The organism is Nocardia transvalensis (assembly GCF_015477765.1).
GTDB lineage: Bacteria > Actinomycetota > Actinomycetes > Mycobacteriales > Mycobacteriaceae > Nocardia > Nocardia transvalensis_A.
This window is the reverse complement of the sequence record NZ_JADLQQ010000002.1, coordinates 306,445-322,082: the sequence shown is the minus strand read 5'-3', so window position 1 is coordinate 322,082 and position 15,638 is coordinate 306,445. Positions and strand designations below refer to the sequence as shown.

Genomic DNA, 15,638 nt, shown 5'->3' with positions numbered 1-15,638 from the left:
ACGGGTTGGGTGGTGTCCACTGCCTCGGCGATGTCGGGTTCCTTCCCCAGTGCTGGCGGGTCGTCGGTGGTAGCGGGGTCCTCGGCTGGGGCAGGGACTTCGTTGGTGGCTGTCGATTCCCCGTGGGTGGTCTCGTCCGTCGCTGGTGTTTCGGTGTCCAGTTCCGGTAGGGCGAACAGGTCGGGGGTTTCGGATGGGGGTGGGGTGCTGTGGCGGACGGAAGGGTCGGTGGAGCGGCGGCGGGGGCGTGGGTTGTGGGTGGGGGGCCCGAGGTCTGTGAGGGAGAACAGTTCGTCGGTCATGGCTGGCCCTGGGACTCGTTGGCGAGCAGCGGGTTCCACAGGCGGCGGGACAGGGCGCCGAAACGGGTGGTTTCGCCGGTGGGGTCGGGGGTGGGCAGCGGGGTCTCCAGGTGTTCCAGGCGGGGGGCCGGGCCCCAGACGTAGCGCAGGTAGCGGTCGGTGTGGTCGCCGAAGGCCTTGGGGCCGTTCGGGCCGCCCAGGAATTCCTGATCGGCGGCCAGGCGGGCGTCGTCGAGACTCGCGCCCCGGCAACGACGTTCGGCGTAGACGGCCGAGGCGGTCGGTGCGATGGGCAGGGGTTCGGCCAGGCCCGCATCCCTCAGATCGGCCAGATCGCGCAGGATCGACTGGGCGGCGGCGCCGTTCGGGGCGGTCAGGGTGGAACGCCAGGCGGGGCGGCCGAAGCGGCCGCGGCCGATGGTGACGGCGCGCCAGCCCTGATGCCGCTCGGTGGCGGCCAAGGCCAGCAGCCGCACCCAGGCGGCGATGCGATGTTTGGGGGCGAGCCGGGAGAAGGTGGTGCGCACCAGGGCGTCGTCGTGCACATCGGCAACCGTACCGCTCAACAGCCGACCGTCACCGAGATCAACGGCGATATCGATTGTCCGCGAGGGTAGTTCGTGGATCGGCAGCGCCACCCGCACCAGCCTGTCGACCGTGTCCTCCACCTCGTTCAGCACGGCCGCGCCCAGACCGAACGGTGGCAGCGTGCCGCGGCGCCACTCGGCCGCCCGCAGCGCAGCGGGCTCGGCGCCGTTCAGCCGGGCCGCCAGCATGCGTTCGCCCATATTCCATTTCGTCAGCCCGTCCAGTTCGATCGGCAGCCGCTCGTCGATCTCCTCCTCTTCCTCGGGGACCCGGATTCCCAGCCGCTGCCACAGAAAGGCCCGCACCGGATGCTCGGCGAACGAAACCAGTTCGGCCAGTTCGACATCGGTGCACACGGCGGCGGGCAGCGGCCCGGGCAGGAACGACGGGCGCTCCTGGACGGGCCGGGCGGCGGCGCGAGCCCCGGCCAGCGCGACGGTGTCGAAGCTGAACGGACGCGCCGCCTCGAAGTTGCGACTGTCGAAGGCCTGCAACGGATGCCGCGTCACCACCCCCTCCAGCGAGCCCACCAGGGCGCGCAGCGCATCGAGCAATTCGGCCAGCGGGATCGCGGGCGGGCGGTGCGCACCGGTCACCGGATCGGCGCCGGTGTGCAGCACCACCAGCTTCTCCCGCGCGGCCAGCAGCGCATCCAGCAGCATCTGGCGGTCCTCGCTGCGCGGATCACGTTCTCCGACAAGCGGTTCACGTGCCAGCGCATCGTCGCCGTCCACCCCGCCCGCGCGCGGGAGCACCTCGTCGTCGAGTCCCAGCAGCACCACCACCCGGTGCGGCACCGACCGCAGCGGCGTCAGCGTGCACACGGTGAGCTCGCCGGTGCGGAAGTTGGCCCGGGCCGCCCGTCCCGCGAGCCGCGCCTGCAGCAGCGCCGCGATATCGGGCAGCCGCAGCGGGACGTCTCCGGCGTGGTCGAGCGCCGCCGACAATTCTCGCCGCGCCTCCACCGCCTGCCACGACTGCGCGTAGGTGGTATCGGTGAGCAGATCCAGGATGCGGCCGAGCACCTGCGCCCACTCCCGGGCGGGCCGGGCCGATCCCGACGGTTCGGCGGGCGTGGGTCCTCGCAGATCGCGGACACAGACGGCGAGCCGATCGGTGAATTCGGCGAAGCGGCCCGCCAGGTCCACATCGGCGGAGTCCACGTCCTCGAGCGGTAACGCCAGATCCAGCCAGTCCTCGGAGGATTCCCCGGCCGCCACACCGAGAAGGATCCGGTCGACGGCGGCGTTGAGCGTGTTCTGCGCGAAATCACCGAGCCCGTACGCCTGCCGCTGCCGCAGCCCGATTCCCCAGCGGGCCCCGGTCTCGGCGGCCCACTCGCGCAACCGCTCGATGTCGTCGTCGTCGAATCCGCAGCGCAGCCGCACCGGTTCGGCGGTGGCCAGGTCCAGCACCTGCGTGATCGTCACCCGCCCGTCGGCCAGGCCGAGCACGTCCTCGAGCACCGTCAGCACCGGATTGGTCGCCCCGGGTGATCGATCGGCCAGCCGCACGCGCAGCCCGTGCGCCGGATGCGTCGGCCCGTCGGCCTGCCACTGCCCGAACGCCGCCCGCACCAGCGGCCCGTAGGTTTCCACGTCGGGACACAGCACGACCACGTCGCGCGGCTCCAGCGTCGGATCGGCGGCAAAGATCCCCAGCAGGACGTCGCGCAACACCTCCACCTGCCGCGCCGGGCCATGACACGAGTGCACCTGCACGCTGCCATCGGCCAGCCCCGGATCGGGTTCCGGCGGCCACGCGTCCCCGGCAATCCCGGCCTGCAATTCGGAAAGCAATGTGCGCGAGGAGGATCCATTCCCGTCGGCATGATAGGTATCGATCACCGGCCCCAAAGCCCGCAACCGCTGCTGCAACTCCCGCGCATCCCGCCCCAACGCCGCCAGCAAGGGGTGCGCGGTGCACAGCACACTGCGATCATCCACCCGCCGCACGACAGCCCCCGGCCCGGACTGCGCCCGAGCAGGGGAATCGAGAGACTGCGCCCGAGCAGGGGAATCTAGAGACTGCGGCCGGGCAGGAGGGTCGACAGGGTGCGGCCGGGCTGCGGGCGCACGAGAGGTCACGTCGGCGAGGGGAGCCGAAGGGGCTGCCTCGGGGACGGGATGAGCAGCCGTCGGGTGGGTGTTGAGCGTGGTCCAGAGGGTTGGGCTGGGGTGGGGGAGCCAGAGGTGGACGTCGCGGTGGGGGCTCAGGGCCGAGAGGACGGCCAGTTGGTCGGTGGTGGGGCGGGTGAGGCCGAACAGCGAAATGCGTTGGGGGAGGTCGACGCTGGTGGGGTCGGTGCGCAGGCGGGTGCAGGCGGGGGCGAGGCGTTCGGCGGGGCTGGGGGTGGCGAGTTCGGTGCGCAGGCGGCGCCACAGGTGGGGCTGCCAGTACAGGTCGGCGGGGAGGTCGTTGCCGCAGCCGTCGGTGTCGGCGCCCGCGGCCCAGTCGGTGATCAGGGTCGGGCGCTGGGTTGCGTAGCCGTCGAACAGGGCCGCGATCCGGGCGGCGGTGGCGTAGCGCCGGCCCGTGCGGTGGGTGCGGCCGGACGGGTCGCCGGCGCCCAGATGTCGGGCCAGCACCGCGCACCACGGCTCGCCGATCGAGGCGTCGATCACGCGCAGCACCGACCACACGAGGCGTTCGGGTGCCCACGGATCGTCCTCCGCGGGCACCCCGGTGGCATCGGCGAGCACGGTCGCGGCCAGCGCCGAAGGTGTCGGGAAGGTGATGTTCGCCGACACTCCGTCACCGGCGACGGCCCCCAGCGCACCGGCCAGCCGCTGGTTCAGCCAGCGTTCGATCCCATTGGCGGGCACGGCCACCACCTCGGCGGCGAACGGATCGTCCAGCGGCTTCGCCAGTAGCGCCGCGAGCGCGTCGGCGAGTGTATCCGCCCGCTCGGCTCGGTGGATGTGCAGCGCCATCGGCCGCCTCTCTGCGCTCGCTCTCGTGCCGTCCCTGATCCGCCCGCCGGATGCCCCGTGGTTGCCTGTCGTCGGCCGATCCTACAAACTCGCCGACCGTATCCCGCGTCACGACTCGGACATCGCCGCACATACCCTGCGGTCCGAGACCGGCAACCACCCCGCGCGAGGCGTCAACCACACTATTCATGGTCAGATTTGGGAGATCACCAAATTTCTAGCAACACAACCGAATCCACTCCCCCCGGCGCGCCGGAAATCTTGGCCGCAATTCGCCCCCGCGTGTCACCCCGGCTGCCGCCGTGCAATGTGCCACAGTGCTCGGCGGGGAGGGACGGGAGAAGCAGTATCGAAAGGCTGGTTCGGTTCATGACAGCGACGGTGAGTCCCCTCGTGCCCAGATCCGGGTTCACGGTCCGCCGAGTCGGTGACCGGTGGGAGCTGGTCAACTCCCGCCACTACGGTCGCACCGTCGTCCTACACTCCTGGCCCCGAGATCGCCACGCCGAGGCGTTCGAGCACTGCTATCGGCTCAACGGCCGCAGCGTCGAGGAACTGCAGGCCGCCTTCCATTGACCGAGCATGTCCGAAAACCGCTGCGCCGCAAGGACGCACGCAGCGGACGGCGGCCTCCGTGATAGGCGCTACGAGGTCGCATCCTTTGCTATTGTGTTCCACCGTGCGTTATCCCCGCAGCGCCGCGCGCGCCACTCGTCCGACCCGCATGGCCGCTGGGGCCTGCGTGGTCGCCGCCGCCCTGATCGCAGGCGCCCCCGCCCTGCAGCCCGCCCCGGCCACCGCGTTGCCGATCCGCGTCCAAGGCTGCATCGGCGGCTTCGACTGCGAGATGAGCAGCCGCATCGCCGCCGTCGACGCCTATCTGGCGGGCCGGCCCGGCGTCACCGGCTACGTCGTGCGTGACCGGGTCACCGGCGGGGTGTACAGCAACGATCAGGCCGAAACCCAGTTCTGGACCGCCTCCACCATCAAGCTGGCCATCGCCGAGGATCTGCTCAACCGCGCCCGGGTCGGCGCGATCGTGCTGACGCCGGAGGACCGCAGGCTGATGGAGTCGATGCTGGCCACCTCCAACGACAACGCCGCCGACGTGCTGTGGACCAAATACGCCGGGTTCGACCGCATGGCCTTCAACAACGCCTTCCGAGCCAACGGCATGAACACCCTCACCCCGCACCCGCCCGCCAACGGCCGCGCCTTCCCTGACTGGGGTTTCCAGCAGTGCACCCCGGCCGACCTGGACCGGCTGATGAACAACGTGCTCGACCACATGCACCCCGACGACCGCGCCTACCTGCTGGACCGCATGCGCAATGTGGACACCAACCAGCATTGGGGCGTGTGGGGTGCGGGCCCGGCCATGCATCCGGGCCTGAAGAACGGCTGGTCCGACGAGCAGGGCGGCTGGGTGGTCAACTCGGTGGGCTTCGCCGGGCCGGGCGAGCGCTACACCCTTGCGATCATGAACGACCTCGGCGATCAGGGCGGCTACACCGACGGCGAGGAGACCACCACCCACGTCGCCCAGTTGCTGTTCTCGGGCCGGGGATAAATCACCTGCGCCGCAGGAGCATCGGTGCGCCGTCGCGCGGGAACGGGATCGTGGTGAATCCCCACGGCAGGAGATAGTCGTCGGGGATTCGCCATTCGTAGTCGCGCACCATTGCGGCGATGATCACCTTCACCTCGAGCACTCCGAAGTGCATGCCGATGCATTTGTGCGCGCCCGCGCCGAACGGCATCCAGGCCAGGCGATGGGAATGGTCCTCGCGGCGCGGTTCGGCGAATCGCTCCGGGTCGAAGCGCGCGGGATGCGACCACAGTTCCGGCAGTAGGTGATTGATCCCGTACGCGACGTCGATCTGCGTCCCGGCCGGAATGTAGTGACCGGCGATCTCGGTGTCGCGCACCGCCCGCCGCACCAGCCCCGGCACCGGCGGCACCAGCCGCAGACTCTCCTTGATCACCAGATCCAGGTCGGTCAGGGTGTCCAGATCGGCGATCGTCGGGGGCGCCCCGCCGGTGGCCTCGCGCAATGCCAGCGCCTCGGTCCGCACCCGCCGCTGCCAGTCCGGATGACGGCCCAGGTAGTAGGCGACGGCGGTCGCGGTGGTGGTCGTGGTGTCGTGCGCGGCCATGATCAGGAAGATCATGTGGTTGATCACGTCGGCGTCGGAGAACATATCGCCGTCCTCGGTGCGGGCATGGCACAGCGCGGAGAAGAAATCCGCTGCGTCCGAACGGCGTTTGGCCGGCAGCATGTGCGCGAAGTAGTTCTCGAGCACCTTCCGGCCGCGCAGACCCGCCCGCCACGCACCGCCGGGCACCGGATAGCGCACCACCGCCAGCCCGGCATGCGTGCAGTCCAGGAAGGCCGCGCCGAGGCGCTGCCGCTGCGCACCGGCCTCGATTCCCATGAAGGTTTCCGCGGCGATCTCGAGGGTCAGATCCTTGACCGTCGGATACAGCCGCACCCGCCGCTCGGCGTTGGGAACCCAGCGATCGATGGCCGCATCCACCACCGGCGCGAGCTGCGCCAGATGCGTTTCCAGCCGCTCGCGCGTGAATGCCTGCTGCATGATCCGCCGATGGAACATGTGCTCGGAGAACTCGAGCAGCAGCAGTCCGCGGCGGAAGAACGGGCCGATGAAATAGTCCCAGCCCTGCCCGAAGTCGTTCCGGCGCTTGCCCACTACCTCCTCGATGGCCTGCGGCCCGGCCACGACGACGTGGTCCACACCGAGCGAGCGGTGGTAGCTGACCGGCCCGTAGCGGTGATACCGAGCCAGCATTTCGGCCGGTCCCCAGCGCAGGTACTGCAGCGAGCGGCCCAGATACGGCAGCCCGCAGTCGCCTCGGACCGCCCGATGCCCGCTGCCGGGCCGCGGCGTGGCCAGGGTCTGATCGCGGGCCGGAAGCAGACGCAGGATCCGGTCGATCGGATGCCGGTCCGGGATCTCCAGGAATGCGCGATTTTCCCGCTCGAGCCGGTCGACCATGACCACACCTTCCCTAAAAAGTACACCTTGTACATTACCGGTAGAGTGATGCCTGTGACAAGGGACACAGCTCGCCCGCGCGGCCGTCCGCCCGGCCCGTCGCGCGATCCGGCGGTGCGCCGCACCGAAATCCTCGATGCCGCCGAGCGCGTGGTCGCCCGCACCGGCACACCGATCACGATCGCCGAGGTCGCCGCCGAGGCGGGTTATGCGCGCACCGCCGTCTACGCGGTCTTCCCCGATCTGCCCGCGCTGGTCGACGCCCTGGCCGAACGCCATATGGAAGGGATCATCGCCGCGTCCGATGCGATCCTGGCCCAGCCGCTTCCCGGATATCAGCTGCTGCGTGCGCTGGTCCGGCTGATGTGCGATTTCGTCGACGCCGATCCGAATCTGCACCACCTGCTCATGCAGCGGCTGCAGTCCGACGACGGCCACCACCGCCCGTTCTTCACCCGCGCCGCCGACTGGGCGGCGGAGGTCATCGACGCCCTGCTGCGCGCGGTGGGCGCCGACCCCGCCCCGGCGCGGGTGTGGGCGACCGCGATCGTCGGTGCCATCCTCATGTCGGCCGAGGACTGGGGGCGCGATCCGGACCGCGACCGCGCCGAATTCGTCGATCGGCTGATGGCGTTCCTGTGGCCGCCGCTGCAGGGTGCCGGGGCCGACCGATTCGTCGGCCCGCTACCACTGCCCGAGGACGCGCCGACAACCGGAGGTCATCGTGACTGAAATCGGGTAGCCGTCTACCGTTGAACCTGTTGTCGATCGAATGGGGCGAGGAGCGAAGATGGCCACACAGATTGTCGAGAACCGGCGCCACCGGGTGGTGGTGATCGGGTCCGGCTTCGGCGGCTTGTTCGCATGCAAGCACCTGCGAAAGGCCGATGTCGACGTCGTGCTGATTTCCAAGACCTCCACCCACCTGTTCCAGCCGCTGCTCTACCAGGTGGCCACGGGCATCCTGTCCACCGGCGAGATCGCGCCCGCCACCCGCATCGTGCTGCGCAAGCACCGCAACACCCAGGTCATCCTCGGCGAGGTGCACGATATCGATCTGGTCAATCGCACGGTCACCTCTCGGCTGCTCAACGAGGACACCGTCACCTCCTTCGACAGCCTGATCGTGGCCACCGGCGCCCAGCAGTCCTATTTCGGCAACGACCAGTTCGCCACCTACGCGCCGGGGATGAAGACCATCGATGACGCACTCGAGCTGCGTGCGCGCATCCTCGGCTCGTTCGAGGAGGCCGAACTCGCCAAGACGCAGGAGGAGCGCGACCGGTTCATGACCTTCGTGGTCGTGGGCGCGGGGCCCACCGGTGTCGAATTGGCCGGGCAGATCGCCGAACTCGCCGACCGCACCCTGGTCGGCTGCTTCCGCAATATCGATCCGCGCGACGCCCGGGTCGTCCTGTTGGAGGGTGCGGGTGCGGTCCTCGCGCCGATGGGGCCCAAGCTGGGCGGTGTCGCGCAGCGCCGACTGGAGAAGATGGGCGTGGAGATTCAGCTCAACGCCATGGTGACCGATGTCGACGCGCGCGGGGTGACGGTCAAGGACAAGGACGGCAGCCTGCGGCGCATCGAGGCGGCGTGCAAGGTCTGGTCGGCGGGTGTGCAGGCCAGCGAGCTGGGCAAGCTGCTGGCCGAGCAGTCCAAGGGCACCGAGGTCGACCGGGCCGGGCGCGTGATCGTCGAACCGGATCTCACCATCAAGGGCCATCCGAACGTCTTCGTCGTCGGCGACCTGATGTCGGTACCCGGCGTGCCCGGCCAGGCGCAGGGCGCGATTCAGGGCGCCACCTACGCCGCCAAGCAGATCAAGGCCGAGGTGGCCGAGAAGCAGACACCCGAGCAGCGCAAGCCCTTCAAGTACTTCAACAAGGGCAGCATGGCCACGGTGTCGCGATTCTCCGCGGTGTGCCAGATCGGCAAGCTGGAGTTCGGCGGCTTCATCGCCTGGCTCATCTGGCTGGTCCTGCACCTGTACTACCTGATCGGCTACCGCAGCCGGGTGATCACGGTGTTCCAGTGGTTCGTCGCATTCCTCGGCCGCAACCGGGGCCAGATGGCCGCCACCGAACAGTGGGTGTTCGCGCGCCTGGCGCTCGAGGCGATGAACGGAAACGAGGGCGACGCCCGCGAGGTCCGAGGCGAGCTGGGCGAATCCGGCGAGGCCACGAGCACATCCGCGGCGAACCAGACGCCCAGTCCGTCCGCGGGTCGCCGGGCCATCTGACCCCCCAAAAGCAGGCCGGGACGACGAGGCGAAACCTTGGAGGCAGCAACCGGAGAGTGATCGGCAGTTCACCGAGGCCGGAATCGCGATCAGCGGTTCCGGCCTTTATCTTTGTCCCGCTTGGTGATTCGCCCGAATTTCAGCTAATCATGCGCAACGCCACCTCTTTCGATGGCGAGAAATTTCCACCCATCCAGGTGCGCCGCGGGTCCGAATGTGAGGCGTCGACAACTCCGGAAGAAAGGTCATCTATGGCCGCAGGTAAGCACAGAGCCCCGAATCCGCACCGCCAACGCGTCGGCAACGTCGTGGCGGCGAGTGCGGTCCCGTTGGTGCTGGCGATCGTCGGCAGCGGCACGGCCGATGCCACCCCTGCCGAGCCGAACGTGGCGGCGCAGGGTGAGGCGCCCCAGTGGCCGGCCGTCGAGGCGCCGAACGTCCAGCCCTACGAGGGCCTGAACATTCCCGACAACACCTACAGCTCGATGCAGTCGGCCCGGGCCATGCCGGACCGCAGCTACCTCGCTCCCGTCGGCGTGCTGCACCCACCGGCGCCGGTCCCACCGGTGCCGCCGATCGCGCCGCCGCCGAACAAGTTCCGCTTCGGCGACGTACAGGTGGATGTGCCCCCGGGGATGGACCGCGAACAGGCCATCGTCATCAACGACCAGTCCGCCCAGGCCGAGGCGAATCTGGCGACGTTCCTGGACTCGATCGGGATGGAGCGCAGCCGCTCCGATCGCATTGCCGGGCAGACCGTCGGCACCGCCGCCATGGGCGCGGTCGCCGGTGCGGCCATGGCGTCGCCGTTCGCGCTCACCGGCGGTTTGCTGGGCGGCGTGATCGGCCTGGCCATCGGGCTGCCGTTCGTGCCGGTGGGCGTCATCGCCGGGCCCGCGCTGGGCGCGGCCATGGGCGCGGGTGTGATCACCGTGCCCGCCGCCGCGGTGGGTGCGGCCGCCGGTGCCGTGGTCGGCGCGGTCGGCTCTCTCAACGCGCCCCCGCGCGTGGTCGGTGACTGAAGCACACGGTTCCTCCTGCCGGGGCGGAACGGCCGACGATGTCCGCTTCCGCCCCGATCGTGTGTTCCGACTACTTCGTGACCGAATGGACAGCGACGCGCGCCACAGTTTCCTTACTCCGCGAAATACCTCCATGCCATCCTTGTTTTGAATAGCTGAGAACTTGCTCTCCTTCTGAGCAGATGACGCGAGATTCGCCTACATGGAAGGCGGTATTTCAGATGAAGCTGATCGGTAAGGCGACAGTCCTGGTGACGGCCGCGCTGGTGGTGTCGAGTTTCGCAGCTATCGCGCGGGGCGAGACCGTCGATACCGGGCGCCCCGGATTTGCCGACTATCAGGGTTATCCGGTGTCATATTTCGAATACGGGCCCGGGCCCGAGCAAGCGCCGACCGTGATGGTGACCGGCGGCTGGCCGGGTAATTCCAGTGGGATGATCCCGTTTGCCGAGCAGTTGGCCGCCGACGGCTTCCACGTCGTGCGCTGGGATATGCACGGGGCGGGTAAGACCAGCCGCGACCGGCGGCCCGGCGCCTACTCGATGGAGGGCCTCGCCGGTGAATTCGGTGCGGTCATGGACAAGACGGCCGGTGGTCATCATGTCCACATCTTCGGCGACGGGTGGGGCCCGTTCATCGGCAGTCAATACAACACGGAAGTCCCGGGCCGGATCGCGTCGATATCCTCGATCGGATTCCCGTCGGCCGACCTGGCCGGCAATGCGCTGCGCCGCGTGCCGCAGGAGAAGCCGGAGATGACCGGGCAGTGGGCGCTGCAACTCGCGGCGCTGAGCTATCTGGTCGGAATCGAGATTCCGCTGCTGCCGGATGCCGCGGTACGCACCGGAATTCCGGTCCAGGTGCTGATGGCCATGGCCAAGGTCATGGCCCCCGACCTGCCGGGTGGAAGCGGGCCACAAGATCCCGAGGAGGACGCCGACGGCCTGGAGCGATACCGCCAGGCCATGTGGCCCCACCTCACCCAACCCCGCTACGACTACATCGACATCCCACGGCTGCAGGTCTTCTACGCCACCGACGACTTCCTCGAGACCCCGGTCCTGATCGAGGGCCTGGAAACCCGCACCCCCCACCTCGACCTGCGCTACCTGCCGGGCAACCACTACTCGGTCTTCTCCGGCGACAACGCCCGCCAAATCCTCACGGCCACCGAGGAAACCATCCGCGCCACCGACTGACCCCGGCGGACCACCCACCGCTCCTGTGGGGACAGCCCACCCCGTCCCCGGAGGACCACCCGCTGCTTCCCGGCGGACCACCCACTACCTCCCCGGCCGAACACCCACTACCTCCCCGGCCGGACCACCCACCACTTCCCCGGCCGAACACCCACTACCTCCCCGGCCGGACCACACACCACTTCCCCGGCCGGACCACACACCACTTCCCCGGCCGGACCACACACCACTTCCCCGGCGGCGAAGCCGCCGGGGATCGATGGTCAGGCTGGGACCAGCACGGAGGCGGTGCGGGTGTACAGGGTGCCGCCCGCGGCCAAGGGCAGTAACGCCGCATCGAGGCCGCGGGTCTCCGCTGGGCGGTCGTCGGGATAGCGGAGTTCGCTTTCCAAGGCGCGCGGGGCCGACAAGGTGTCGTCGGTGGTGGTGTCGGCGCCCAGGTCCAGGCGGTGGCGCAGGAGCGGGAGGTCGGCGAGGTCGGCGGTGAGGTCGCCGCTCCACCAACCGATGTCCTCGCCGGTGCGGCCGATCTGTACGCGCTCGCGCAGGCGCAGCCGGGCACCCTCGGCGAGGTGCACGGCGGTGTGTGTCTCGTGTTCCGCGCCGCCCGCCACGACCGTCGGCTCCGGGTCGAACTCCAGTTCACCACCGACGTGGAAGTTCCAGTGCGCCACGGACTTCCGGGTCAATCGTCCCGGCAGGGCGATGGTCGCCGCGACCGACCGCACCGCCAGGCGAGCGCCGGGCTCGACCACGATCGTGATGTCGAGTTCATCGCCGCCCAATGGCGTTGCGGCCGTGCCGATCAGGTGCACGATGCCGGGGCCGGTGCGCCGTGCCGCCAACCCGCCGGTGGCGTGAATGTGCGGCAGCGCACCGGCCCGCGCGTGGATGTGGAGCTCAGTGCGCAAGTGCCGCGTCGTGCTCGGCGATCAGCCGCAACTGCTCGCGCACCCAGGTCAGCACCGGTGTGGCGGCCGGATCCTCGGTGAGCGAGGTGAATACGAACGGCCGGCCCTCCCGCACGGCGGTCGAATCCCGGTCCATCACACCGAGATCCGCGCCGACCAACGGCGCCAGATCGGTCTTGTTGATCACCAGCAGGTCCGAGAACGTCACGCCCGGACCGCCCTTGCGCGGCACCTTGTCACCGCCGGCCACATCCACGACGAAGATCTGCACGTCGATCAGGCCGGAGGAGAAGGTGGCGGTGAGGTTGTCGCCGCCGGATTCCACCAGGATCAGATCCAGCGGCGGATTGGCCTCGATCAGGTCGTCGATGGCGTCGAGGTTGGCGGTGATGTCGTCGCGAATGGCGGTGTGCGGGCAGCCGCCGGTCTGCACGGCGGTGATGCGCTCATCCGGCAGCACGGCGTGGCGGCGCAGGAAGTCGGCGTCCTCGGTGGTGTAGATGTCGTTGGTCAGCACCGCCAGCGACAGTTCCTCGCGCAGCTGCCGGCACAGCGCGGCGACCAGCGCGGTCTTGCCCGATCCGACCGGGCCGCCGATACCGATCCGCAACGGCTCGCCCGGGGTGCGTTCCCGCTTGGGGCGGTCATGGCTGTGGTCGTGCGGTTCGCCGTCGATCAGATGTGGGGGCATACGTGATTCCTTTCTACGAAGCGAACAGCGGCATGTCCCGGTCGACATGCCGCTGGGCAAGCACGTCCTGCAGCGGATCGGACAGGGCCGCAAGGCCTTTCACCGCCTCGGCGGCGGTCCTGTCGCAGCTGTCGGCGAGCCGGACGGTGCACGCGGCCACGGCGGCGGGGTCCAGGGCCAGCAGGCGCTGGGCGGCCGTCGCCGCACCGGTCATGGTGGTGTAGACGACGATTCCGGCGATCTGCTCCGGTGTCGCACCGGCCACCCGGCCGACGACGCCGAAGACGGTCGACAGGTGCGGTCGGTTGCCGAGCGCGGCCCAATCGTGATGTGGCCAAACTTGTTTCGCGAGCCGCACCAGTCCCCTGCCCTGCGCGCGGGAGGCGGTGCGGGCCGCGGGCGCGGGTGTGCGCGCATCGGCCTCGGCCTCGGCGCGCCGCGGCTCCAACTCCCCCGCGCACACCGCCGCCGCGAGCGATGCCGCCACCAATCCGGAGTTCCGGATCCGTCGCCGCAAATACACTTCCACCGACCGCACGTCCCGGACCAATCCGGACGCCACGGCCTCTTCGACCCCACCGGAGTGCACGTGCCCGCCGATCGGCAGGCGCGAATCGGCCAGCGTCAACAGCATCGCCAGACTCATGACGTCACCCCGCTGACGCTCGGTGCCGCCGTGCACCTAGCGAGCTGCGTTGATGGTTCACTCGCAAGCACGCTCACGCCCGCGCCTCGCCGCGCTCAGTCATGAAGCCGCACTTCCGGGTCCTGCACTCCTCGATCCTATGCGGCGGGCCGGGTGCGGCTCGAGCCGGTGTCGGCGACGTCCGATCGGGCGGGAGGCTGGAGAACTGGAGAAAGAGAGGCGCTCAATTCCCCCACTGGAATGTATATCGCACCGGGGGTCTTGCGGCAAGGCCCGGTCGAGGTACCATAATCGCAGGTCCGAGCCGGAAAGGGTGGGGGACGGATGACCGAATACACAGCGTTGAACGTGGGCCCGGCGGGGATCGAGGGGGCCTACGAACGACTCGGCGAGGCCGACGCTCCGCCGGTGCTGCTGATCATGGGCGGCGGCGCGCAGATGATCAACTGGCCCGACGGCCTGTGCGCGGAACTGGTCGATCGCGGACTGCACGTGATCCGTTTCGACAACCGCGATGCCGGGCTGTCTACGCACTTCCCGGAGGCGCCCGTGCCCGATTTCCCCGCCGCGATGGCCGGGGACTTCTCGACCGTCTCATACACGCTGTCGGATATGGCCGCCGACACCGTGGGCCTGCTGGATGCGCTCGGACTCGACAGCGTCCACCTCGTCGGCGCCTCCCAGGGCGGGATGATCGCCCAGACGATGGCGATCGAATATCCCGAGCGAGTCCGGTCTTTGACGTCGATGATGTCCACGACCGGCAGTCCGGATGTCGGCAGAACCGATACGCGGGCCTTCGAGTCGGAAGGGTCTCCGCCCGAGGATCGGCAGGGCTATATCGACTGGTCGGTACGCATACGCCGCACCATGGGCTCCCCTGGTTTCGCCTACGACGCGGAGCTCGTGGCCGACATCGCCGCCCGCTCCGGGGACCGCGATCACGACAGGGGCGCGATGCTGCGCCAAGCCGTGGCGGTCCTGGCCTCCGGCGACCGCACCGACCTGCTGCGGAAGCTGCGGATACCGACCCTGGTCATCCACGGCACCGACGACCTGTGTTTCGACCCCAGCGGCGGCCGCGCCACCGCCCGGGCCATTCCGGGCGCCGAACTACTGCTCATCGACGGCATGGGTCACAGCCTCCCGCGCGAACTGTGGCCCACCTTCGCCGATCGAATCGCCGCCCTGGTCCGCCGCGCCGAGATCAGCGGCGGAAGCTGCGGGCCATGAAGCGGTGGGCCGGGCCGCGGGTGAGGTCGGTCCAGGCCTGGAGCGGGCCGGTCCACCACGGCGAGATCTCCAGCGGTTTGGCGACCACCGCGTGGCACACCACATCCGCGGCTTCCTCGGCGGTGAGACCCGGCATGTTGCCGAAGTCGGTGGGTGCGCTCATGCGGGTGTGCACCAGCGGCATATAGATCGAGGTGGTGGTGACGTTGTCGGCGGCGATCTCGGTGGCGACCGTGCGCAGCCACATGTCGAAGGCCGCCTTCGAGGCGCCGTAGGCCGACCAGCCCGGGGCGGGCGGCATGCGCAGGCCCCACGTGGAGAGGTTGACGATATGTCCCTCGCGGCGCTCGCGCATGCTGGGCAGCAGGGTGAGCAGCAAGCGGACCGGGCCGAGGTAGTTGACGTCGATGGTGCGGGTGTAATCGTGGAAACGGTCGTAGGACTTGTCGAGCGTGCGGCGAATCGACTTGCCCGCGTTGTTGATCAGCACATCGACATGTCCGTGAGTGCCGAGCAGCTCGCGACCCAGCCGATCGGTGGCGTCCATATCGGTCAGATCGGCGGGGTACACGTGCGCTGTGCCACCGGCGGCAGTGATCTCACCGGCCACCTGCTCGAGGTCCTCGAGCGAGCGCGCCACCAGCAGCACCTCGGCCCCGGCGGCCCCGAGTTTGCGCACCGTGGCCTTGCCGATGCCGTGCGAGGCGCCGGTCACGAGGACCACTCGCCCCGAAACCGCCTCGCGCAGCGCCTTTTCGCGCGGCCGCGCGGTGGGGTACAGCAGCCGCGTCGCCACCCGTTCGGCCAGCGGCCGCCCGTTCCGAGTGGTGTCGTTCACACCTCGACTGTATGCGCCC

At 69.5% G+C, this 15,638-nt stretch carries 13 protein-coding genes; 7 read left to right on the top strand and 6 right to left on the bottom strand.

Annotated features, from left to right (window positions below):
- Nucleotides 1-298: 298 nt before the first annotated feature.
- Nucleotides 299-3,823 carry an exodeoxyribonuclease V subunit gamma gene (gene recC, locus IU452_RS05505; RefSeq protein WP_195107793.1) on the bottom strand — a complete coding sequence of 1,175 codons (3,525 nt, stop codon included), beginning with the start codon at nt 3,821-3,823 and terminating at the stop codon, nt 299-301.
- Between the two features lie 369 nt (nt 3,824-4,192).
- Here recC and IU452_RS05500 point away from each other — a divergent pair, with 369 nt between their 5' ends.
- Both IU452_RS05500 and IU452_RS05495 read left to right on the top strand, forming a co-directional pair.
- Nucleotides 4,193-4,399 carry a hypothetical protein gene (locus tag IU452_RS05500; RefSeq protein WP_195107792.1) on the top strand — a complete coding sequence of 69 codons (207 nt, stop codon included), beginning with the start codon at nt 4,193-4,195 and terminating at the stop codon, nt 4,397-4,399.
- Between the two features lie 148 nt (nt 4,400-4,547).
- Entirely contained in the window at nt 4,548-5,393 is an 846-nt protein-coding gene (locus IU452_RS05495; protein WP_195108269.1) for a tat pathway signal sequence, read from the top strand.
- A gap of 1 nt (nt 5,394) precedes the next feature.
- On the opposite strand, the gene IU452_RS05490 is transcribed toward IU452_RS05495, so the two are convergent.
- Nucleotides 5,395-6,840, bottom strand: a complete 1,446-nt coding sequence (locus tag IU452_RS05490; RefSeq protein WP_195107791.1) for a cytochrome P450 — start codon at nt 6,838-6,840, stop codon at nt 5,395-5,397.
- Nucleotides 6,841-6,894: 54 nt separating this feature from the next.
- Between IU452_RS05490 and IU452_RS05485 the strand changes: the two genes are divergently transcribed.
- The 4 genes from IU452_RS05485 (at nt 6,895) to IU452_RS05470 (ending at nt 11,300) form a co-directional block, all read left to right on the top strand.
- On the top strand, nt 6,895-7,572 hold the full coding sequence (locus tag IU452_RS05485) for a TetR/AcrR family transcriptional regulator (protein ID WP_195107790.1): 678 nt from the start codon (nt 6,895-6,897) through the stop codon (nt 7,570-7,572).
- 58 nt (nt 7,573-7,630) lie between these two features.
- Nucleotides 7,631-9,079 (top strand): NAD(P)/FAD-dependent oxidoreductase, encoded by a 1,449-nt coding sequence (locus IU452_RS05480; protein WP_195107789.1) that lies wholly within the window; start codon nt 7,631-7,633, stop codon nt 9,077-9,079.
- A gap of 251 nt (nt 9,080-9,330) precedes the next feature.
- Nucleotides 9,331-10,101: a hypothetical protein gene (locus tag IU452_RS05475; protein WP_195107788.1), complete on the top strand. Its 771-nt coding sequence runs from the start codon at nt 9,331-9,333 to the stop codon at nt 10,099-10,101.
- Nucleotides 10,102-10,322: 221 nt separating this feature from the next.
- The gene (locus tag IU452_RS05470; RefSeq protein ID WP_228816672.1) at nt 10,323-11,300 is read left to right on the top strand and encodes an alpha/beta fold hydrolase; all 978 of its coding nucleotides are present in this window, start codon (nt 10,323-10,325) and stop codon (nt 11,298-11,300) included.
- A 263-nt stretch (nt 11,301-11,563) separates the two neighbouring features.
- Here IU452_RS05470 and IU452_RS05465 read toward each other — a convergent pair whose 3' ends face one another.
- From IU452_RS05465 to IU452_RS05455, 3 genes are read right to left on the bottom strand one after another with little or no spacing between them, the layout of a single operon-like run.
- Complete coding sequence (locus IU452_RS05465; protein ID WP_195107786.1) at nt 11,564-12,211, bottom strand: urease accessory protein UreD; 648 nt, start codon at nt 12,209-12,211, stop codon at nt 11,564-11,566.
- Entirely contained in the window at nt 12,201-12,902 is a 702-nt protein-coding gene (gene ureG, locus IU452_RS05460) for an urease accessory protein UreG (protein WP_195107785.1), read from the bottom strand. Before ureG ends, IU452_RS05465 begins: the two co-directional genes overlap by 11 nt.
- 13 nt (nt 12,903-12,915) lie before the next feature.
- Nucleotides 12,916-13,548 carry an urease accessory protein UreF gene (locus tag IU452_RS05455; RefSeq protein ID WP_195107784.1) on the bottom strand — a complete coding sequence of 211 codons (633 nt, stop codon included), beginning with the start codon at nt 13,546-13,548 and terminating at the stop codon, nt 12,916-12,918.
- 324 nt (nt 13,549-13,872) lie between these two features.
- Here IU452_RS05455 and IU452_RS05450 point away from each other — a divergent pair, with 324 nt between their 5' ends.
- Complete coding sequence (locus IU452_RS05450) at nt 13,873-14,781, top strand: alpha/beta fold hydrolase (RefSeq protein WP_195107783.1); 909 nt, start codon at nt 13,873-13,875, stop codon at nt 14,779-14,781.
- Here the strand turns inward: IU452_RS05450 and IU452_RS05445 are convergent.
- Nucleotides 14,756-15,619 (bottom strand): SDR family NAD(P)-dependent oxidoreductase, encoded by an 864-nt coding sequence (locus tag IU452_RS05445; protein WP_324192449.1) that lies wholly within the window; start codon nt 15,617-15,619, stop codon nt 14,756-14,758. The genes IU452_RS05450 and IU452_RS05445 overlap by 26 nt on opposite strands.
- Nucleotides 15,620-15,638 lie beyond the last annotated feature (19 nt).